Annotated in this window: 19 protein-coding genes; 5 read left to right on the top strand and 14 right to left on the bottom strand. The window is 72.1% G+C overall.

Features of this window, described 5'->3' with window-relative positions:
* Positions 1 to 16 precede the first annotated feature (16 nt).
* Complete coding sequence (locus IGA62_RS23290; RefSeq protein WP_145818860.1) at positions 17 to 1,606, bottom strand: MFS transporter; 1,590 nt, start codon at positions 1,604 to 1,606, stop codon at positions 17 to 19.
* A gap of 119 nt (positions 1,607 to 1,725) precedes the next feature.
* Positions 1,726 to 2,778, bottom strand: a complete 1,053-nt coding sequence (locus IGA62_RS23285) for a S1 family peptidase (RefSeq protein ID WP_145818861.1) — start codon at positions 2,776 to 2,778, stop codon at positions 1,726 to 1,728.
* Positions 2,779 to 3,016: 238 nt separating this feature from the next.
* On the opposite strand from IGA62_RS23285, the gene IGA62_RS23280 reads away from it, so the two are divergent.
* Positions 3,017 to 3,847 (top strand): SGNH/GDSL hydrolase family protein, encoded by an 831-nt coding sequence (locus IGA62_RS23280; RefSeq protein WP_145818862.1) that lies wholly within the window; start codon positions 3,017 to 3,019, stop codon positions 3,845 to 3,847.
* Between the two features lie 45 nt (positions 3,848 to 3,892).
* Here the strand turns inward: IGA62_RS23280 and IGA62_RS23275 are convergent, their stop codons facing one another.
* Positions 3,893 to 4,369, bottom strand: coding sequence for a winged helix-turn-helix transcriptional regulator (locus IGA62_RS23275; protein WP_145818863.1), 477 nt, complete (start codon positions 4,367 to 4,369; stop codon positions 3,893 to 3,895).
* A gap of 56 nt (positions 4,370 to 4,425) precedes the next feature.
* Between IGA62_RS23275 and IGA62_RS23270 the strand changes: the two genes are divergently transcribed.
* Positions 4,426 to 4,962, top strand: a complete 537-nt coding sequence (locus IGA62_RS23270; RefSeq protein ID WP_145818864.1) for a PaaI family thioesterase — start codon at positions 4,426 to 4,428, stop codon at positions 4,960 to 4,962.
* Positions 4,963 to 4,980: 18 nt separating this feature from the next.
* Here the strand turns inward: IGA62_RS23270 and IGA62_RS23265 are convergent, their stop codons facing one another.
* The 3 genes from IGA62_RS23265 to IGA62_RS23255 all read right to left on the bottom strand — a co-directional run bounded on the left by IGA62_RS23265 (position 4,981) and on the right by IGA62_RS23255 (position 8,084).
* Positions 4,981 to 5,925 carry an acyl-ACP desaturase gene (locus tag IGA62_RS23265; RefSeq protein WP_091462774.1) on the bottom strand — a complete coding sequence of 315 codons (945 nt, stop codon included), beginning with the start codon at positions 5,923 to 5,925 and terminating at the stop codon, positions 4,981 to 4,983.
* Positions 5,926 to 5,997: 72 nt separating this feature from the next.
* Positions 5,998 to 7,329 carry a histidine--tRNA ligase gene (gene hisS / locus IGA62_RS23260; protein ID WP_145818865.1) on the bottom strand — a complete coding sequence of 444 codons (1,332 nt, stop codon included), beginning with the start codon at positions 7,327 to 7,329 and terminating at the stop codon, positions 5,998 to 6,000.
* Between the two features lie 41 nt (positions 7,330 to 7,370).
* Positions 7,371 to 8,084: an MBL fold metallo-hydrolase gene (locus tag IGA62_RS23255; protein WP_145818866.1), complete on the bottom strand. Its 714-nt coding sequence runs from the start codon at positions 8,082 to 8,084 to the stop codon at positions 7,371 to 7,373.
* 249 nt (positions 8,085 to 8,333) lie between these two features.
* Between IGA62_RS23255 and IGA62_RS23250 the strand changes: the two genes are divergently transcribed.
* Together IGA62_RS23250 and IGA62_RS23245 are read left to right on the top strand one after the other, a co-directional pair.
* Positions 8,334 to 9,221: a peptidylprolyl isomerase gene (locus IGA62_RS23250; RefSeq protein ID WP_145818867.1), complete on the top strand. Its 888-nt coding sequence runs from the start codon at positions 8,334 to 8,336 to the stop codon at positions 9,219 to 9,221.
* A 58-nt stretch (positions 9,222 to 9,279) separates the two neighbouring features.
* Positions 9,280 to 10,110, top strand: coding sequence for a peptidylprolyl isomerase (locus IGA62_RS23245; RefSeq protein ID WP_145818868.1), 831 nt, complete (start codon positions 9,280 to 9,282; stop codon positions 10,108 to 10,110).
* Between the two features lie 87 nt (positions 10,111 to 10,197).
* Here IGA62_RS23245 and IGA62_RS23240 read toward each other — a convergent pair whose 3' ends face one another.
* The 8 genes from IGA62_RS23240 to ruvC all read right to left on the bottom strand — a co-directional run bounded on the left by IGA62_RS23240 (position 10,198) and on the right by ruvC (position 19,588).
* A complete protein-coding gene (locus IGA62_RS23240) occupies positions 10,198 to 12,678 on the bottom strand; it encodes a RelA/SpoT family protein (RefSeq protein WP_186500303.1) in 2,481 nt (826 codons plus the stop codon).
* A 271-nt stretch (positions 12,679 to 12,949) separates the two neighbouring features.
* Complete coding sequence (locus tag IGA62_RS23235; RefSeq protein WP_145818870.1) at positions 12,950 to 13,513, bottom strand: adenine phosphoribosyltransferase; 564 nt, start codon at positions 13,511 to 13,513, stop codon at positions 12,950 to 12,952.
* Between the two features lie 106 nt (positions 13,514 to 13,619).
* Positions 13,620 to 14,807, bottom strand: coding sequence for a protein translocase subunit SecF (gene secF / locus IGA62_RS23230; RefSeq protein WP_145818871.1), 1,188 nt, complete (start codon positions 14,805 to 14,807; stop codon positions 13,620 to 13,622).
* A gap of 1 nt (position 14,808) precedes the next feature.
* Positions 14,809 to 16,704: a protein translocase subunit SecD gene (gene secD / locus IGA62_RS23225; protein ID WP_186499931.1), complete on the bottom strand. Its 1,896-nt coding sequence runs from the start codon at positions 16,702 to 16,704 to the stop codon at positions 14,809 to 14,811.
* A 215-nt stretch (positions 16,705 to 16,919) separates the two neighbouring features.
* On the bottom strand, positions 16,920 to 17,264 hold the full coding sequence (gene yajC, locus IGA62_RS23220; RefSeq protein ID WP_145818872.1) for a preprotein translocase subunit YajC: 345 nt from the start codon (positions 17,262 to 17,264) through the stop codon (positions 16,920 to 16,922).
* A gap of 136 nt (positions 17,265 to 17,400) precedes the next feature.
* Positions 17,401 to 18,465 (bottom strand): Holliday junction branch migration DNA helicase RuvB, encoded by a 1,065-nt coding sequence (gene ruvB / locus IGA62_RS23215; RefSeq protein WP_145818873.1) that lies wholly within the window; start codon positions 18,463 to 18,465, stop codon positions 17,401 to 17,403.
* On the bottom strand, positions 18,462 to 19,064 hold the full coding sequence (ruvA, locus tag IGA62_RS23210; protein ID WP_145818874.1) for a Holliday junction branch migration protein RuvA: 603 nt from the start codon (positions 19,062 to 19,064) through the stop codon (positions 18,462 to 18,464). Before ruvA ends, ruvB begins: the two co-directional genes overlap by 4 nt.
* Positions 19,061 to 19,588 (bottom strand): crossover junction endodeoxyribonuclease RuvC, encoded by a 528-nt coding sequence (gene ruvC / locus IGA62_RS23205; RefSeq protein ID WP_091644911.1) that lies wholly within the window; start codon positions 19,586 to 19,588, stop codon positions 19,061 to 19,063. Before ruvC ends, ruvA begins: the two co-directional genes overlap by 4 nt.
* Before the next feature lie 172 nt (positions 19,589 to 19,760).
* On the opposite strand from ruvC, the gene IGA62_RS23200 reads away from it, so the two are divergent.
* Complete coding sequence (locus IGA62_RS23200; RefSeq protein ID WP_145818875.1) at positions 19,761 to 20,543, top strand: 3-hydroxybutyrate dehydrogenase; 783 nt, start codon at positions 19,761 to 19,763, stop codon at positions 20,541 to 20,543.
* Positions 20,544 to 20,550 lie beyond the last annotated feature (7 nt).

Below are 20,550 nucleotides of genomic sequence, written 5' to 3'. Positions count from 1 at the left end.
CGGATCGCCGGCCCGGTCAGTCCGGGTCGGCCGGAAGCAGGTGGGTGACCTCGGGGTCGCCGTCGACGAGGCCCCGGGCGCGTTCCTCGACCACCCGGTCGGCGCCGGTGAGCCGGCCCGTGTGCTGGCGCAGGTGCTCCGCCCAGGACGGGACCTGGTAGACCTCGACGAACCCGTGCTCCCGCTCACCGGCCCGGAACAGTCCCCACCGGATCGCTCCGGTGCGTCGCCGCGACCGCCCCACCGCCCGCATCGCCTCGACGAACGCCTCCTGCCGCTCGGGCGGCACGGTGTACGCGACGGTCACCACCACCGGCCCGGTACGCGGGTGCGCGGGCAGCGTCAGGTGCGGCTCCGGCCAGTAGACCGCCGGCTCCCGGTTCACGCCCCGCGTGTCGCGCAGCGGCCAGACCAGCACGGTCAACGCGCACAGCGCCATCACCGCGCCGGCCGCCGCGAGCGCGGTCACCAGCCCGGCCAGCTCGCTGAGGGCGCCCCAGGCGAGGGCGCCGAGCGCCTGACCACCGGCGAAGACCATCTGGAACACCGACAGCCCCCGGGCGCGCACCCAGCCGGGGAGGAAGAGCTGCATCGCCGCGTTGACGCTGGACATCACGGTCATCCAGGCCAGTCCGGCGGGGGCCAGCGCCACGACGACCGGCAGCGCGCGGGGCACCAGGGCGAGCACCAGCAGCGCGCCACCGAAGATCAACCCGGCCAGGAGCAGGAGCTGACTGTCGGAGAGCAGGCGCCGTAGCCGGGGCAGGACGACCGCGCCGGCCACCGCGCCCAGGCCGAGGGCGGCGAGCAGGACGCCGTACCCGCTGGAGTCCAGGCCGAGCCGGCGGCTGGCGACCAGTGGCAGCAGGGCCCACAGTGCGCTGCCCGGCACCACGAACAGGGCGGCGCGCAGCAGGATCCGGCGGACCACCGGGGAGTGCCGGACGTACCGACCGCCGGCACGCAGCGCGGCGGTGAACCGCTCCGGATCCGGGTCGCCCCCGGGGTGTTCCGGCCGCCACCGCAGCAGGGCCACGGCGAAGACCGCGAAGGAGAGGGCGTTCAGACCGAAGACCGCCGCGACACCGGCCTGCGCGACCAGCACACCGGCGATGGCGGGCCCGACGGCGCGGGCCAGGTTGACGCTGATCGAGCCGAGTGCGGAGGCCGGGACGAGCTGTTCCCGGGGCACCAGTTCGGGGATGACCGCCTGCCAGGCCGGCAGGGTCAGCGCCTGTCCGACGCCGATGGCGAACGTGAGGGTGAGCAGCAGCGCCGGGGGCATCCGGTCGGCGGCGGTCAGTCCGGCGAGCAGCACGCCGGTCACCGCCAGGAAGCACTGGACGGCGATGAGCAGGCGGCGGCGGTCGAAGATGTCGGCCAGCGCGCCGGCCGGCAGGGCGAGCAGGAGCACCGGCAGCATGCTCGCGGTCTGCACCAGGGCCACCAGGGTGGCCGCTCCGGGTTGGTCGACCAGGAGCCACTGCGCCCCGACGGTCTGCATCCAGGTGCCGATGTTGCTGGCCAGCACGGCGAGCCAGAGGCTGCGGAAGGCGGCCAGGCGCAGCGGGGCCCAGGCCGGGGTGCTCGGTGCGGAGAGGCTCACCGGCCGGACGGTACCCCGTCGGCGACCAGGCAGTCCCGGCGTCCCGACAGACGGAAGCGGGCCGTCGGTGTCCCGACGGCCCGCTCGCGCTCCGTACTACCGGATCGTCCGGGTCCGGATCAGAAGACGGCGACCCCGTAGCGGCTCAGGGCCTCGGTCACCGGCTGGAAGTAGGTGGTGCCACCGAAGGAGCAGTTGCCGCTGCCGCCGGAGGTCAGGCCCAGGGCGGTGCTGCCGCTGAACAGCGAGCCGCCGCTGTCGCCCGGCTCGGCGCAGATGTTGGTGCGGATCAGGCCGGAGACGGAGCCCTCGGCGTAGTTGACCGTCGCGTTGAGGGCGGTCACCGAGCCGCTGCGCAGGCCGGTGGTGCTGCCGGAGCGCTGCGCCGACTGGCCGACGTAGGCGTTGCCGGCGGCGGTGATGTCCCGGTAGGTGCCGTTGTACAGGGAGACGTTGCCGGCCGCGTTGGCGCTGTTGTTGTGCCGGACGATGCCGTAGTCGTTGCCCGGGAAGCTGGTGCCGGTCCGGCTGCCCAGCAGGTTGGTCTGGGCGGAGTTGCTGTACCAGCTCGACGAGATGTTGGTGCAGTGGCCGGCGGTCAGGAAGGAGTAGGTGGTGCCGCTGCGGACGTTGAAGCCCAGCGAGCAGCGGCCGCCGCCGCCGGCGTAGATGGCCTGGCCGCCGGAGATCCGGGTGCTCAGCACACCGGCCTCCTGCTCGATGCGGACCGCGCCGTTGAGCTTGGTGGCGACAGCCTGGACCTTCTCCAGCTTGGCGCCGGTGACGGTGCTGTCGACGGACACCACGACCTGGTTGCTGACCGGGTCGGTCCACCAGGCGGTGCCCGGGATCTTGGCGAAGCGGTCCAGCTCGGCGGTGGCCCGCGCGAGTTCGGCGGCACCGCGCTTGACGATCTTCGGGGTGGCGCCGGCGGCGGTGACCTGGCGGGCGGCCGCGGCGTCGGTGACGGTGACGACCATCTTCCCGGTGGCGTCGGCGTAGACACCGGCGGACCGGTCACCGAGGCGTTCGGCCAGGCTGGCCGCGCTGTCGGGGGAGGCAGGCGAGACGGGGGCGGCCTGCGCGGGCGCGCCGAGGAGTGAGCCGGCGACCAGGGTGCCGGCCATCGCGACGGTGGCGGCGCGGCGGAGCGTTGACCTCGTGGGGCGCATGAACATCCTCCAAAGAGGGGGCGGGGGCAAGCCGTTCGGCGCTGCCCGGGAGCACCAGGCCGACCTGGGGGGAGCCGGTCGGATGAGCTGAAGTATTCACATATCTAAGTTCATCTGCAAGGGTTCCCGCACCGTTCAGATACGTCATAACACGGCAACATTGTCGATATAGACACACATCTATAAGCTCTGGTCACCGCAGGCATCCCCGTCGGAACCCGTGATCCGGAGGCCCCCGATGACCCCCATCCGCCGCGTACTCACCGTCCTCACGGCACTCGTCGCCACCGTTCCCCTCCTGGCCGCCCCGGCCGCCGCCGACCCCGGCCCACCACCCTCCTCGATGGCCAGTCTGGGCGACTCCATCACCCGGGGCTTCAACGCCTGCGGCTGGTACGTCGACTGCACGTCGCGCTCGTTCAGCACCGGCGACGACTCCGGTGTCAACAGCCACTACCTACGGATCCGGGCGGTCAACCCGGCGATCAACGGCCGCAACCACAACGACGCGCGCACCGGCGCGAAATCCGCCGACCTGCCCGGCCAGGCGGCTACCGCGGTCAGCCAGGGCGTCGGCTACGTGACCATCCTGATCGGCGCGAACGACGCCTGCACCAGCTCGGAGTCGAGCATGACCCCGGTCGCCACCTACCGGGCGAACATCGACGCCGCGCTCAGCCGGATCAAGTCCGGCCTGCCCAGCGCCCGGGTCGCACTGATCAGCGTCCCGGACATCCAGCGCCTCTGGTCGGTCGGCAAGGGCGACCTGGCCGCCCGTACCGCCTGGTCGCTCTTCGGCATCTGCCAGTCGATGCTGGCGAACCCCACCTCGACCGCGCAGGCCGACGTCGACCGGCGGGCCCGGGTCCGGCAGCGGGTGATCGACTACAACCGGCAGCTCGCCGAGGCGTGCGTGGCGTACGGCAGCACCTGCGACTTCGACGACAACGCGGTGTTCAACTACCCGTTCGCGCTGAGCCAGCTCTCCGGCTGGGACTACTTCCACCCGAACACCAGTGGCCAGCAGGTGCTGGCGAACGTCTCGTACGCCGCCGGTTTCCGCTGGTAGCACGGTCCTCCTCCGGGCGGACGGCGACGGCCGCCCGCCCGGTCCTCACTCCCTGCGGCGGCGCGCCCCCGGACCGGGCCGCGGCACCAGGTCACGCGGCTCGGTCACCTCGTGTCCGGCCGCGCACCGCAGCTGCACCCGCACCGGCTCGTCGCAGTCACGGTGGCGCACGCTGAGCGGGGAACCCTCCGGGTCGGCGAGGTGGCGGTCCCCCCAGTCGAGCACCGCCACCAGCACCGGCCACAGGTCGAGGCCCATCGGGGTCAGCCGGTACTCGTGCCGCGCCCGGGCGCCGGGTTCCCGGTACGGTTCGCGCCGTAGCACCCCCTGCTCGACCAGCGTGGCCAGCCGGTTGGTGAGCACCTGCCGGGGGATGCCGGTGCGCACCCGCATGTCGTCGAAGCGGCGCACACCGTTGAACACCTCGCGGAGCACCACCACCGTCCACCGCTCGCCGAGGATCGCCATCGCCCGGGCGATGGTGCAGTTCTCCACCGACCAGTCCAGTGCCACGGGTCTCATGCCGACCAGGCTAGGTCTCGTTGACAGACGCAGCAACGCGCTGCCAGGCTGGGTCCGTGACACAGACCCAGGATCCGACACGCAGCCGCACCTTCTCCTGGTCGGACCCGGCCGCCAGCGTCGACCACCTCGGCCGCCGCGGCGGGTTGGACCTGATCCAGGCGATGATCACCGGCGAGGTGGCCCCGCCGCCGGTGATGCAGCTGATGGGCATGGCCCGGATGGAGGCCGACCAGGGGTGGGTGGCCGTCGAGCTGACCCCGCAGGAGTTCCACTACAACCCGCTCGGCACCGTCCACGGCGGAGTCATCTCGACCCTGCTCGACACCGCCGCCGCGTGCGCCGTGCACACCACCCTGCCGGCCGGGGTCGGTTACACCTCGCTCGACCTGAACGCGAGGTTCCTGCGCCCGGCCACGGTCGAGTCGGGCCTGCTGCGCTGCGAGGGCACCGTGCTGCAACGCGGTCGCCGCACCGCCCTGGCCGAGGCCCGCCTGACCGACGCGGCGGGACGCCTCGTCGCCCACGCCACCTCCACCTGCCTCCTGTTCGACCTGCCCGGCGCGCCGGCGGCCCCGCCACCGAGGGGCTGACCACCGGCGCGCGACGGGTCAGGACGAGGCGGCGAGACGGGCGGCGCGGGCCGCGCGCCGCTCCTCGAACCGGGACGCCTGGCGCTCCAGCGTGTCGAGCTGGGCGGCGATCTGGTCGCGGGCCGCCTCGCCGTCGGCGTCGAGCCCGGAGACGTTGAACACGTCCCACTGCCGCAGCACCGGGACCACCACGTCGTCACGGTGCTGGCGCAGGTCGTAGATGCCGGCGAGGGCGATCGCCACCGACTTGCGGGCGAAGCCGTCGATGCCGGCACCGGGCATCTGGAAGTCGGCCAGCACGTCGGCCACCGCGCGCATCGCCTGCCCCGGGGCCAGCTCGAACGCCGCGGCGAGCAGGTTGCGGTAGAAGACCATGTGCAGGTTCTCGTCGGCGGCGACCTTGGCCAGCAGCGCCTCGCACGCCGGGTCGCCGGTCACCCGTCCGGTGTTGCGGTGCGAGATCCGGGTCGCCAGCTCCTGGAACGACACGTACGCCAGCGTGTGCAACACCTCGCTGTCGTGGGCGTTGGAGTAGCCGGCCGTCATGTGCGTCATCCGGGCCCGTTCCAGGGCCACCGGGTCGACCGCCCGGGTCACCGTCAGGTAGTCCCGGATCGCGGTGCCGTGCCGTCCCTCCTCCGCGGTCCAGCGCCCCACCCAGGTGCCCCAGGCCCCGTCCGGGCCGAACAGCGTGGCGATCTGGTGGTGGTACGAGGGGAGGTTGTCCTCGGTGAGCAGGTTGACGACCAGCGCCGTGCGCGCCACCTCCGACATCGTCGAGTCCGACTCCGACCAGGCGTCGCCGCCGAGCGGGCCGTCGAAGGTGCGCCCCTCGCTCCACGGCACGTACTCGTGCGGGAACCACTCCTTCGCCACGCTCAGGTGGCGGTTCAGGTTCTTCTCGACGACGGGCTCGAGCTCCAGGAGCAGGGCGGTCTGGCTGAGAGCGGTGCTAGCGGTCACGGGTTCTCCCTACGGTGGCGTAACCTACGCCACCGTAGGGACTTTATCGCGTACGCGCCAGTAACGTCCCGGCTAGCTGACCAGCGGTTTGAGGTCGGCCCGCGGCGGGGTCCACTCCCCCGCGTCAGCGGTCACCTGCTCGCCCGAGCGGATGTCCTTGACCTCGTCCGGAGCCCCGTCGACGCCCGGGAACCAGACGTACGGGATGCCGCGTCGCTCGGCGTACCGGATCTGCTTGCCGAACTTGGCGGCGGTCGGCGACACCTCGCACGGAATGCCCCGCCCGCGCAGCGCCTGGGCGATCCGGTCGGTGGCCGCCCGCCGTTCCTCGGTCGGCACCGCCACCAGCACACACGTCGGCACACTCCGCGAGACGGTGAGCCGGTCCGTCCCGAAGAGCAGGCCGAGCAGGCGGCTCACCCCGATCGAGATACCCACCCCGGGGAAACGGCTCGCACCCGAGCTGGCCAGGTTGTCGTACCGGCCGCCGGAGCAGATCGAGCCGAACCTCTCGAAGCCCACCAACTGGGTCTCGTAGACGGTGCCGGTGTAGTAGTCCAGCCCGCGCGCGATGCGCAGGTCGGCCACGCAGAGACCGGGCGCGTGCGCGGCCGCGGTCTCCACCACCCGGGTCAACTCCTCGATGCCCTCGTCGAGCAGCGGGTGGGACACCCCGAGGGCACGCACCTGCGCGGCGAACGCCGCGTCCGGCGCGGAGATCCGGGCCAGGGCCAGGCACGCCCGGGCCTGGGTCTCACTCGCCCCGGCGGTGTCGGCGAGCAGTTCCGCCACCCGGTCCGGGCCGATCTTGTCGAGCTTGTCCACCGCGCGCAGCGCCGCCTCCGGGTCGGTCAGCCCGAGACCCAGATAGAAGCCCTCACAGACCTTGCGATTGTTCACCTGGATCCGCACCGGCGGGATCGGCAGGCCGCGCAGGGCGTCCCCGATCACCAGCGGCATCTCCGCCTCGTGGTGCGCGGCCAGGGTGTCCCGGTCGACGATGTCGATGTCGGCCTGGAGGAACTCGCGGTAACGGCCCTCCTGCGGACGTTCCCCCCGCCACACCTTCTGGATCTGGTAGCGGCGGAACGGGAACTGGAGCCGGCCGGCGTTCTCCAGCACGTAGCGGGCGAACGGCACGGTCAGGTCGAAGTGCAGGCCGAGGGTGTCGTCGGCGGCGGGGGCGGTGCCCTCCTCCTCGTGCAGCCGCCGGATCACGTAGACCTCCTTGGAGGTCTCCCCCTTGCGCAGCAACTGGTCCAACGGCTCGACCGCGCGGGTCTCCAGCGGGGCGAAGCCGTACAGCTCGAAGGTGTCGCGGAGCCGGTCGAGGACGTACTGCTCGATCATGCGCTGCGACGGCGTCCACTCCGGGAAGCCGGAGATGGGCGTGGGCCTGCTCATTGGGCGCTCCTTGACCTCCCGCGCGTCGCGCAGGTGCGGGACTACCAGCCTCGGGTGGGGGCGACCGGGCTCGCGCCGCCACCCGCCTCGATGAGGTACGGGTTGCTCAGGCGCTCGCGACCGATGGTCGTCGCGGGGCCGTGGCCGGGCAGCACGACGGTGTCGTCGGCCAGCGGGAGGATCTTCTCCCGGAGGCTGGTCACCATCGCGGGCATGCTGCCGCCCGGCAGGTCGGTGCGACCGATCGAGCCGGCGAAGAGCACGTCACCGGAGAGGCAGATCTGCTCGGCCTCCCAGGGTGAGCCGGCGCCGGGCATCCGGAACAGCACCGACCCGCCGGTATGGCCCGGGGCGTGGTCGACGGTGATCTCCAGACCGGCGAGGGCCAGGGTCGCGCCGTCGGTCAGCTCGGCGACGTCCTCCGGCTCGGTGTACGGCAGGCGACCGCCGAAGAGCTGGCGCAGGTCCATGGAGAGGCCCTTGGCCGGGTCGGCGAGCAGCTCCCGGTCGTCCGGGTGGACGTACGCGGTGATGCCGCGCGCTCCGCAGACCGGGGCGACCGAGAAGGTGTGGTCGAGGTGCCCGTGGGTGAGCAGGACGGCGGCCGGATGCAGGCGGTGCTCGGCGAGCAGCGCGTCGAGGCGGTCGAGCACGCCGATGCCCGGGTCGACCACCACGCACTGCTCCCCCGGCGCGGTGGCGACCACGTAGCAGTTGGTGCCGAAGGCGTCCGCGGGAAAGCCGGCCACGAGCACGTCCGCTCCCCTTTCTCGTCGATGCGTTACCGCTTCGCAGCCTAGCGGCGCGGGCCTGCGCGGCCACCCCGGGTGGGCGGGGCCGTACGGCCAGTGAAAGATGACGATAGAACCCTTACCCGACCTGGTACACCACATTCCCAGCCGGTACCCGTACACTCTGGCGGGCGTGTGGCGTGGCGCACTTGCGCCCGGCGGCGCCCGGCGCCCGTCCGCCATGACGACCAGGGTAGAGGAAGGGGAGCGCGGGTGGCTTCCAGCAGGGACCGGCAGCGCAGACTCGCACGGGAAAAGCTCGACCGGCAGATGGCCCGCCGGGCCGCCCGGGCCAAGCGCCGCCGCCAGATCCAGGCGGGTGTCGGCGCTTCAGTGGTGCTCGCCCTCGTCGTGGTCGGTTCGGTCTGGGCGCTCGGCGGCTTCGACCGGGACCCGGAGGAGAACCGGGCCGAGCCGGACGTGTGCGCCTGGACACCGCAGAACGCCGAGGGCAACGGCGACCTCAAGGACGTCGGAACCCCGCCGACCAAGGGTCTGCCCACCTCCGGCACCCGCCCGATGACGGTGACCACCAACCAGGGTGCCCCGATCACCGTCGAGCTGGACCTGGCCGGCGCGCCGTGTGCCGCCGCGAGCATCGCCCACCTGGCGGGCCGCTCGTTCTACGACAACACCAAGTGCCACGAGATCACCGCCGAGGGGGCGCTGCGCTGCGGCGACCCGAGCGGCAGCGGTCTCGGCGGCCCGACCTACTCGTTCTACGACGAGAACGTCCCCGACACGCCGTCGCCCAGCCCGGCCGCGGACCAGCCGCCCGCGTACCCGAAGGGCACCGTGGCGATGATCGCCAGCCCGCCGGGTGCCAACAGCAGCCAGTTCCTGATCTTCTTCAAGGACTTCAACCCGACGGAGCCGGCGTACTCGGTCATCGGAAAGGTCACCGGCGGGCTCGACGTGGTGGAGAAGGTCGGCGCCCTGGAGACCGTGGACAATGGGTCGGGGGCGAAGGTCAAGCCGAAGACCGACGTGGTGATCCAGAGCCTGACCGTCGGCGAGCCGGCAACGACGCCGGCGGTGACGCCGGCCCCCGCTCCGAGTAGCCCGGCCGCTGCGCCGTCGGCGACTCCGAGCGCCGGCTGACCGCCGGCCCACACCACATCAGCGGCAACTGACCGCCGAAACATGACGAGGAGTGACCGTGACGTCCACCAGAGAGCGGCAGCGCGCGGCGGCGCGGGCCCGACTCGAGCGGGAGATGGCCGAGCGCGCGGCCAAGGCCCGCAAGCGCCGGCAGATGCAGGCGATCGTCGGGGCGGGGGCGGCCCTGCTGCTCGTGGTCGCCGGCACGGTATGGCTCGTGACGAGCCTGGGCGACGACGAGACCGACACCACGGCCACGTCCGGCACCGCCCTCTGCGTCTGGAACGAGTCGCCGGCCGAGCAGCGGACGCCGCAGACCAAGGATGTCGGCCTGCCCGGCACGCAGCAGCCGAAGGTCGGCACCCAGACCATGACGATCGACACCAACCTGGGGCCGATCACCGCCAAGGTCAATCTCGCCGACACGCCCTGCACGGCGGCCAGCTTCACCCACCTGGCCAGCAAGAACTTCTTCGACAACAGCAAGTGCCACCGGCTGGTCACCGAAGGGCTGAAGGTGTTGCAGTGCGGTGACCCGAGCGCCACCGGCAAGGGCTGGCGGGAGACCGACGGCACCGGCGGCCCGCACTACCGCTTCGCCGAGGAGAACCTGCCCACCGACAAGCGGCCGCCGTACCCGGAGGGCGTCATCGCGATGGCCAACTCCGGTCAGCCGGGAAGCACGGGCAGCCAGTTCTTCATCGTGTACGGCGACTCGCAGCTCGACGCGAACTACACCGTGCTCGGCACGATCACCTCGGGGATGGACATCGTCAAGCAGGTCGGCGCGGCCGGGCACGACAACGCCTTCGGCCAGCAGGCCGGTGGCGGCCACCCGAAGAAGGAGGTCGTCATCAAGAAGCTGACCATGAGCGCGGCCCAGGGCTGACGCAGCCTCCGCTCCGCCACGAGAACGCCCGCCGGCCCTGCCGGCGGGCGTTCCGCGTACGTCGGCCGGCAGGGCCGGGACGCAGGGTCAGGCGCCGGATGTCACCCGGTACGCGTCGAAGACTCCGTCGACCTTGCGGACGGCGGCCAGCAGGTGACCGAGGTGCTTCGGGTCGGCCATCTCGAAGCTGAACCGGCTCACCGCCACCCGGTCCCGGGTGGTGGTGACGGTGGCGGAGAGGATGTTCACCCGCTCCTCGGAGAGCACCCGGGTCACGTCGGCGAGCAACTTGTGCCGGTCGAGGGCCTCGACCTGGATGGCGACCAGGAACGTGGAGGCGGAGGTGAGCTTCCAGCTCACCTCGACCACCCGCTCCTGCTGCTCCTTCAGGTCCTCGGCGTTGGCGCAGTCGTCCCGGTGCACGCTGACCCCGCCGGAGCGGGTGACGAACCCGAAGACCGCGTCCGGCGGAACCGGCGTGCAGCAGCGGGCCAGCTTGATCCAGACGTCGCTGACGCCCCGGACCACCACCCCGGGATCGTGGCTGCTGGCCCGGCTGCGCGGCGGACGGGTGGCGACGGCGGTCTCGGCGATGTCCTCGACCGCGCCCTCCTCGCCGCCGTACGCGGCCATCAGCCGCTGCACCACCGACTGCGCGGAGACCTGGCTGTCCCCCACGGCGGCGTAGAGCGAGGCCACGTCGGCCAGGTGCAGGTCCCGGGCGATCGTCATCAACGCGTCCGAGGTGAGCATCCGCTGCAACGGCATGCCCTGCTTGCGCATCGCCTTGACGATCGAGTCCTTGCCGGCCTCGATCGCCTCCTCGCGCCGCTCCTTGTTGAAGTACTGCCGGATCTTCGTCCGTGCCCGGGGGCTCTTGACGAAGCCGAGCCAGTCCTGCGTCGGGCCGGCGGTGTCGGACTTCGAGGTGAAGATCTCGATCACGTCGCCGTTGGAGAGCGTCGACTCCAACGGCACCAGCTTGCCGTTGACCCGCGCCCCGATGCACTTGTGCCCCACCACGGTGTGCACCGCGTACGCGAAGTCCACCGGTGTCGAGCCCGTCGGCAGCGGGATGACGTCGCCCTTGGGGGTGAAGACGTACACCTCCTGGCTGGACAGGTCGAAGCGCAGCGCGTCGAGGAACTCGCTCGGGTCGGCCGCCTCCCGCTGCCAGTCCAGCAGCTGCCGCAGCCAGGTCATCTCGTCGATGTGCGCGGGCGGGCCGACGATCTGGGTGCCCTTGTGCTCCTTGTACTTCCAGTGCGCCGCGATACCGAACTCGGCGGTGCGGTGCATGGCGTACGTGCGGATCTGCATCTCGACCGGCTTGCCGGTCGGCCCGATGACCGTCGTGTGCAACGACTGGTACATGTTGAACTTGGGCATCGCGATGTAGTCCTTGAACCGGCCCGGCACCGGCTGCCAGTTCGCGTGGATCACACCCAACGCGGCGTAGCAGTCCCGCACCGTGTCGACCAGGATCCGCACGCCGACCAGGTCGTAGATGTCGTTGAAGTCCCGCCCCCGCACGATCATCTTCTGGTAGATCGAGTAGAGGTGCTTCGGCCGGCCGGTGGTCTCCGCCTTGATCTTGGCGACCTTCAGGTCGGTCTGGACCTTCTGGGTCACCTGGCGCAGCAGCGCCTCCCGCTGCGGCTGGTGCTCCCCGATCAGGCGGTTGATCTCCTCGTACCGCTTCGGGAAGAGCGTGCCGAAGGCCAGGTCCTCCAGCTCCCACTTGATGGTGTTCATACCGAGCCGGTGGGCCAGCGGGGCCAGGATCTCCAGCGTCTCCTTGGCCTTCTGCTCCTGCTTGGGGCGGGGCAGGAAGGTGAGGGTACGCATGTTGTGCAGCCGGTCGGCGAGCTTGATGACCAGCACCCGGGGGTCTTTCGCCATGGCGACCACCATCTTGCGGATGGTCTCCGCCTTGGCGGCGTCGCCCAGCTTGACCTTGTCGAGCTTGGTGACCCCGTCGACCAGGAGCGCGACCTCGCCGCCGAAGTCGACCTTCATCTGGTCCAGGGTGTAGGCGGTGTCCTCGATGGTGTCGTGCAGCAGCGCCGCCACCAGGGTGGTGGTGTCCATGCCGAGGTTGGCCAGGATGGTGGCGACCGCGAGCGGGTGGGTGATGTACGGGTCGCCGGACTTGCGGTACTGCCCCGAGTGCCAGCGGGCGGCCATGTCGAAGGCGCGCTGGAGCAGACGGGCGTCGGCCTTGGGGTGGTTCTCCCGATGGGTGGAGATCAGCGGCTCCAGCACCTCGCTGACCTGCGAGGTCTGCCAGGGCGCGTTGAACCGGGCCAGCCGGGCCCGGACCCGCCGGCCGGTGGGCGCGTCAGCCAGGGCGAACCCGCCGGACGTGAGGTCGGACGGGTCGTCAGCCACCAGCGGACCTGGCAGGGAAGGCGTCCCGTCGCCGTTGCGCGGCACCGGGGTCGCCGGGACTCCGGCCCCGCCGGTGCCGGCCGGAGCACTGCCGCCGGGGAGCCGGGCCGGACCGACACCGGTCCGGTCGGTCGCCGAGCTGTCCGCGTCGCCTGTCGGATGCACCGTGCCCTCCACCGGAGGAACGACATCGTTGGACACCGGCCTCCTCACCCTTCGCCGGAACAGGCCGACCGTGACCGGTCGACCCGGGTACGCCGCCGGCCTGGGCCGGCGGTTCTGCTCTGCTCGCGCCACCGTCGTCGGCCACCGCCTCCCGGGCGGGTGCCGCGCTGGTGCCACCGGCGGGTCACCCCGCCCGGTCAGCAAAGGGCAATGCTACCCGCCGGGGACCTGGTGTGCCGCTCCGCCGGACGGCCCGCGTCGGGTCCGTCCGGCGGCCGCCGGATCAAACGGTCAGCAGGGCATGGACCGGACGCGGGGCCAGTCGCTGCCGGCCGCCGAGGAAAGCCAGTTCCATCAGGACCGTGAAGCCGGACACCGTGCCACCGGCCCGCTCGACCAGGTCGAGGGTGGCCCCGGCGGTGCCCCCGGTGGCGAGGACGTCGTCGACCACCAGGACGCGGTGGCCGGCGGTGAACGCGTCCTGGTGCACCTCCAGGGTCGCCTCGCCGTACTCCAGGGCGTACGAGGCCGAGTGGGTGGCCCGGGGCAGCTTTCCCGCCTTGCGCACCGGCACGACGCCGACACCGGTGGCGTACGCGATGGCGGCGGCGACCACGAACCCGCGGGCCTCGATGCCGGCCACCACGTCGAAGGACTCCCGCCCGTGGTGGGCGACGATCCCGTCGACGACCTCACGGAAGACCGCACCGTCGGCGAAGAGCGGCATCAGGTCCTTGAACACGATCCCGGGCTTCGGGAAGTCCGGTACGTCGAGCACCCGACCGGCCACCAGCTCGGCGACGGCGGGACCGCTGTCCCCGCGTACCCCGGTGTGGGTCTGCGTCACGATTGCCCCCTAAACGACACGGCGTCCTTCATGCTGTGCGCACAGCATGAAGGACGCCGCGGCGTCGATCGTCGGCGGGTGGGGCGGTGTCGCCCCACCCGTTGGTTCAGCGGCGCTTGCCGCCGGGTCGGTTGCCCCCGCCGCCAGCGGGGCGACCGCCCCGCGCGCCGGTGGGCCGCTTGCCGGCCGGCCGGGCACCGACCTTCGGGGCCGAGCCCGCCAGCGCTGCGGCGTCCGAGTCGATCGGCTCCTCGCCGTCCTCGGCGGAGCGCGGGGTCCCCTTCGGGGTGATCTCGCCCCGGGCGATCGCGCCCCGGCGGGCCAGGATCCGCTTGTTGTGCGCCTGGATGCGGGGCTCCTGGTTCTTCAGCACGACCAGCAGCGGGGTGGCCACCAGGATCGAGGTCAGGAAGGCCACCGCCATACCGACGAAGAGCACCAGGCCGAGGTCCTTCAGGGTGCCCGCGCCGAGCAGGCCGGCACCGATGAAGAGCAGACCACCGACGGGCAGCAGCGCGACCACCGAGGTGTTCAACGACCGCATCAGGCTCTGGTTGACCGCCAGGTTGGCCGCCTCGCCGTACGTCTGGTTGTTGTTGGCGGTGATCCCCCGGACGTTCTCCTGCACCTTGTCGAAGACGACCACGACGTCGTACAGGGCGAAGCCGAGGATGGTGAGGAAGCCGATCACCGTCGAGGGGGTCACCTCGAAGCCGATCGCCGAGTAGATGCCCGAGGTGAGCACCAGGTTGAGGAAGAGCGAGCCGACCGCCGCGGCGGCCATCCGCCACTCGAAGCGCAGGATCAGGTAGACCGTCACCAGCGCGACGAAGATGACCAGGCCGAGGAGGGCCCGCGAGGTGACCTGGCCACCCCAGGCCGAGCTGACCCGGTTGGCGCTGATCTGGTCGGCGTTGAGACCGAACTCCTCGGCCAGGGCGACCTTGACCGCCTCGGCCTCCTCGGCGTCCAGCTCCGAGGTGCGCATCTCGTAGAAGTCACCGCTCGGGCCGCCGACCTTCTGGGCCGTGACCAGTTCGGCGCCGCCACCGGCGCTGGCGAGCGCCTCCTCGGCAACGATCTCGGCCCGCTCCAGCGTGCCGACGCTCGCCGGGACCTGGTACGAGTTGCCGCCGCTGAACTCGATGCCGAGCTTGAAGCCGCTCACCAGGAAGCTGAGCACCGCGAGCAGGACGAGCACCCCGGCGATGCTGAACCAGAGCTTGCGCCGGCCGACGACGTCGAGACCGGCCTCGCCCCGGTACAGCCGGGTGGCCAGACCACTACGAGCCATCTCAGGCCTCCTTGACACGCGAGTTGCGGGCGGTCGGCTGGTCGGTGCCCTTGGCGGGGAGCACCCGGCCGAGGCCGCTGACCCGGGGCGACAGGAACGCCCGGGTACGGGCGAACATCGCCATGATCGGGTGCCGGAAGAGGAAGACCACCACCAGGTCGAGCACGGTGGCCAGCCCCAGGGCGAAGGCGAAGCCCTTCACCGCGCCGACCGAGACGATGTAGAGCACCACGGCGGACAGGATGGTGATGGCGTTCGCCGAGATGATCGTCCGGCGGGCCCGGACCCAGGCGCGGGGCACCGCGCTACGCGGGCTGCGTCCCTCCCGGATCTCGTCCTTGAGCCGCTCGAAGTAGATGACGAAGGAGTCCGCCGCCACACCGAGCGAGACGATCATGCCGGCGATGCCGGCGAGGGTCAGCGTGAAGCCGATCTGTCGACCGAGGAAGACCAGCGCACCGAAGACCAGCAGCGCCGACAGCACCAGGCTCAGGAAGATCACCGAGCCGAGCAGCCGGTAGTAGAAGAACGCGTAGATGATGACCAGCAACATGCCGATGCCGGCGGCGAGCAGACCGGCCCGCAGGTGGCTCTCGCCCAGGGTGGCGGAGACGTTCTGGGCCTCCTGCGGCTCGAAGGTCACCGGCAGGGCGCCGTAGCGCAACGTGCTGGCCAGGTCGCTGGCGGTGCTGTTGTTGAAGCTGCCGGTGATCTGCGAGTCACCGGTGAGCACGCCCTGGATCTCCGGGGAGGAGATCACCTTGTTGTCGAGCACCACGGCCACCCGGCACTTGCCGTCCTGGCCGAGCGCGGTGGCGTCGCAGGCCTGTCCCTCGTTGTTGAAGGCCTCCCGGGTCAGCGCGGTCCACTTCTCCTGGCCGGGGCCGGTGAAGTCGAGGCTGACCACCCACTGGCCGGTCTGGTCCAGGGCCGGGTCGGCGTCCTCGACGTCGGTGCCCTCCACCTTGGCGATGTCGAGCAGGTACTTCGCGCCGGCCTCGCAGGCCACTTGCGGCTGCTTCGGGGCGCTGATCGAGCCGGCCGGCCGCGTGTCGAGCTGCGCGCAGGTGATCGTCGGCACGTTGAACTGCATCTGCGCCGGGAGCACCGCGACCTCGCGCGAGGTCAGGGTGCCGAAGGGCTTGAGCCGCTCGGCCAGCGCCGGGTCGGCGCTGACGTCGGCCGGGGCCTGGAGGCCGCTGGCGGCCTGCCACGCGGCAGCGCCGACCTTCTGCTCGACGGCCTTGCGCTGCTCCTCGATGCCCGGCGGCACCGGCTCGGCGCTGGCGCTCGGCGAGGCCGGCGCGCTCGGGGCCGGGCTCGCGCTGGCGGAGGGGACGGGCGCGCCGCCGCCCTGGCCGCCGGTGCTCGGCGAGGCGGTGGCCTTCGGGGCCGCACTGCCGGACGGAGCCGGGGCGGCACTGCCGGACGGGGCGGGCGCCGGGCTGCCGGACGGGGCCGGGGTGGCCGGCGGCGGGGTGGCGGAGGCGCCGCTGCCGTCGGCGACCTTGAGCACCTTGCGGAACCGCAGCTCGGCGGCGGTCCCCACCTCGCTCAGGTCCCGGTTCTCGCCGGGGAGCGAGATGACGATGTTCCGGTCGCCCTCGGTGACCACCTCGGCCTCGGCGACACCGAGCGCGTTGACCCGGTTCTCGATGATCTGCCGGGCCCTTTCGAGGCTCTCGGCGTTCGGCGGCCGGCCGTCGACGGTATTGGTCGCCTCCAGCGTGAGCCGGGTGCCGCCGACCAGGTCCAGGCCGAGCTTGGGCTCGAGCCGGTCCTTCCAGCCACCGCTGGCACCGCCCGCGAAGAACACCAAAAGATAGAGGACGACGAAGATGACGCCGAGCACGGCGAGCTGCCGTCCCGGCCGCATCTGTCCCTGAGGTGGTGCCACGGTTGTCCTGTCTCCCTGTGCGGTCGCGCCGCTGGTGGTAGGCGGCGGGGGTCAGGCCGGGAATCCGGCCACACGTGTCGAGGGTGGACGTCGGTGCCGTCCCGGGCGGGCACGAAGCTGGCCGAGGCCCGTCGTCACGTCCGTCCGGGTCGACACCGACGTCGACCTACTATCCACTTATTTCGATCCGCGCGCTGCCCCGTCGGGCCCGCGGGTCACTCCTTGACGTCGACGTCCTCGACGACCTGCTCGGTCGACTCGCTCCGGTCGGCCCGGCTGACCACCCGGGCGATGGCCGGGCGGGCGTAGCGGGTCTCGACGCCGGGGGCGACCTCGAGCAGGACGGTGTCGTCGTCGACGCTGGTGACCGTGCCGTACAGCCCGCCGATGGTGACCACCTCGTCACCGGGGCCGAGCGCGGACTGCATCGCCTCGGCCTCTTTGCGGCGCTTCTGCTGGGGGCGGATCATCATGAAGTACATGACGCCGAAGAGCAGAGCGATCATGAGGATCGGCGTCAGACCGCCGGCTCCCCCACCGCCCTCTGCTGCGTAAAGCACGGTAAAGACCTTCCCATTGGCCACCGGCCCGACGGGGGGCGCCGGAGCGGAGGCATGTTCTCACGTCCTGTACAGACCGCGGCGAGTCTAATCCCTGCACCTGAGAACGCCGAACGCCGCACGGATCACGTTCGCATCACGGCTGATCGGGCTCGACGGAGAAGAGATCGGGCACGGAAGGGGCGCTGCTGCCAAATGTACCATTCGGCGGGGTACGCCCCAGATGGTGCCAGGCCGCCTCGGTCGCCACCCGGCCCCGGGGTGTCCGGGCCAACAGGCCGGCCCGGACCAGGAACGGCTCGCAGACCTCCTCGACCGTGTCCGGCTGCTCGCCGACCGCGACCGCGAGGGTGGAGAGCCCGACCGGCCCGCCCCGGAACGAGTCGACCAGGGCGGTGAGCACCGCCCGGTCCAGCCGGTCCAGGCCCAGGGCATCCACGTCGTACACGGTCAGGGCGGCCCGGGCGGTCTCCAGGGTGACCACGCCGTCGGCCCGGACCTCGGCGAAGTCGCGTACCCGGCGGAGCAGGCGGTTGGCGATCCGGGGCGTGCCCCGGGAGCGGCCGGCGATCTCGGCCGCGCCGTCGTCGGTGATCGGCACCCCGAGGATGCGCGCCGAGCGGTGCAGCAGGGTCTCCAGGTCCGCCGGGGAGTAGAAGTCGAGGTGCGCGACGAACCCGAAGCGGTCCCGCATCGGCCCGGTCAGCAGCCCGGACCGGGTGGTCGCGCCGACCAGGGTGAACGGCTCCACGTCCAGCGGGATCGCCGTCGCACCGGGCCCCTTGCCGACGATCACGTCGACCCGGAAGTCCTCCATCGCGCTGTAGAGCAGCTCCTCCGCCGGCCGGGCGATCCGGTGGATCTCGTCGATGAAGAGGACGTCGCCCTCGGCGAGGCTGGTCAGGATCGCCGCCAGGTCCCCGGAGCGCTCGATGGCCGGGCCGCTGGTCACCCGGATGCCGGAGCCCAACTCGGCGGCGACGATGTTCGCCAGGCTGGTCTTGCCCAGGCCGGGCGGCCCGGAGAGCAGGATGTGGTCGGGCGGGGAACCGCGCCGCATCGCCCCCTTGAGCAGCAGGTCGAGCTGGTCGCGGACGCGGTCCTGGGCGATGAACTCGTCGAGCCGCTTCGGCCGGACGCTCACCTCCAGGTCCCGCTCCGCGTCCTGGACGTACGCCGAGACGAGGTTCCCGTCGCTCATCGGGTCCGGCCCAGCAGCCGGATCGCCTGCTTGAGCAGGACCGGCACCGGCGGGGTCGGGCCGTCCACGGTCTCCGCCACGGCGGCCACCGCCTGGTCGGCCTGGCCCGCCGTCCAGCCCAGCCCGACCAGCGCCTGACGGACCTGCTCGGGCCAGGCACCGCTGGTCACCCCGGCCGCGCCGTCGGGGCCGACGGCGACCGGACCGATCCGGTCCCGCAGTTCCAGCACCAGACGCTCGGCGCCCTTCTTGCCGATGCCCGGCACCCGGGTCAGCGCGGCGGTGTCGCCGTTGGCGATGGCCTTGCGCACCGCGTCCGGGGTGTGCACGGCCAGCACCGCCTGGGCCAGCCGGGGACCGACCCCGCTGGCGGTCTGGAGCAGCTCGAAGAGCGCCTTGGCGTCGTCGTCGGCGAAGCCGTAGAGGGTGAGCGAGTCCTCCCGGACGATCAGGCTGGTGGCGAGCCGGGTCTCCTGGCCGACCCGCAGCTCGGCGAGGGTGCCGGGGGCGCACTGCACGGCGAGGCCGACCCCGCCGACCTCCACCACCGCGTGGTCCGGGCCGGTCGCGGTCACCGTGCCGCGCACGCTCGCGATCATCGTGCTCCTCCTCGTCGTACCCGGTCGGCGGCGGCGGCCAGCTTCGAGCGGGTGCCGCCACGCCAGATGTGGCAGATGGCCAGGGCGAGCGCGTCGGCCGCGTCGGCCGGCTTCGGCGGCTCGGCCAGCCGCAGCAGCCGGGTCACCATGGCGGTCATCTGCGCCTTGTCCGCCTGGCCGGAGCCGGTGATCGCCGCCTTGACCTCGCTCGGCGTGTACGTCTGCACGGGCAGCCCGGCCCGCGCCCCGGCGAGCACGGCGATCCCGCTGGCCTGGGCGGTGCCCATCACGGTGCGGACGTTGTGCTGGCTGAACACCCGTTCCACGGCGACGCTCTCCGGCCGGTGCTCGGCCACCAGCTCGGTCAACGCGCGGTCCAGCAGCAGCAGCCTGCGCGGCAGCTCGTCGTCCGGGTCGGTGCGCACGACGTGGTACGCCACCAGGGTGCAGGGCCGCCCCGGCACGCCCTCGACCACGCCGACCCCGCACCGGGTCAGCCCCGGGTCGACGCCCAGCACCCGCACGCCGCCTCCTCCCCGAGCCCGCCGGCAGTACGTGTGTTCGACACCCTACTGCTCCCCGCCGACGGCCACCGCCGGGGACACGCCGGACACCGGCCGGGCCACATAGTCCGCCGGTGGAGTATGTGCGGGCCGCCCATGTGCCGCCGGGCACACAGCTCGTAACTTCTGCGCCATGACGGCTGAACCCGTGGCGTTCACCCACGTAGTCCAGGTCGACCTCACCGGTCGTACCGCGCTGGTCACCGGTGGTGGCAGTGGTATCGGCCGGGCGTGCGCCCTCCGGTTGGCGGCGGCCGGGGCGGCGGTCCGGGTGGTGGACCGCGACGTCGAGGCGGCCGAGGCGGTCGCCGCCGAGACCGGCGGGCGGGCCGAGGGTGTCGACCTGGCCGACCCGGAGGCGGTCGCCCGCCTGGACGCCACGGTCGACATCGTGGTCAACAACGCCGGCCTCCAGTACGTCGCACCGGTCGCCGAGTTCCCCGTCGAACGCTTCTCCCACCTGCACCGGGTGATGGTGGAGGCGCCGTTCGTGATCGTCCGGCGGGCGCTGCCGCACATGTACGCCCGGGGCTGGGGGCGGATCGTCAACATCTCCTCGGTGCACGGGCTGCGCGCCTCGCCGTACAAGTCGGCGTACGTCTCGGCCAAGCACGCGCTGGAGGGGCTCTCCAAGGTCGTCGCGCTGGAGGGGGCGCCGCACGGGGTCACCGCCAACTGCGTCAACCCGGCGTACGTGCGCACTCCCCTGGTGGAGAACCAGATCGCCGAACAGGCGGCCCGGCACGGCATCGGCGAGGACGAGGTGATCGACAAGATCATGCTGGCCCGGGCGGCGATCAAGCGGCTGATCGAGCCGGAGGAGGTCGCCGAACTGGTCGTCTACCTCTGCTCCCCACCGGCGGCGTTCATCACCGGATCCTCGATCGCCCTCGACGGGGGCTGGACTGCGAACTAGGGGTGAC

Origin of the sequence: Micromonospora sagamiensis (assembly GCF_014680085.1) — a bacterium.
In the GTDB taxonomy this organism is placed as follows: Bacteria; Actinomycetota; Actinomycetes; order Mycobacteriales; family Micromonosporaceae; genus Micromonospora; species Micromonospora inyonensis.
This window is presented reverse-complemented; position numbering and strand designations above follow the sequence as displayed.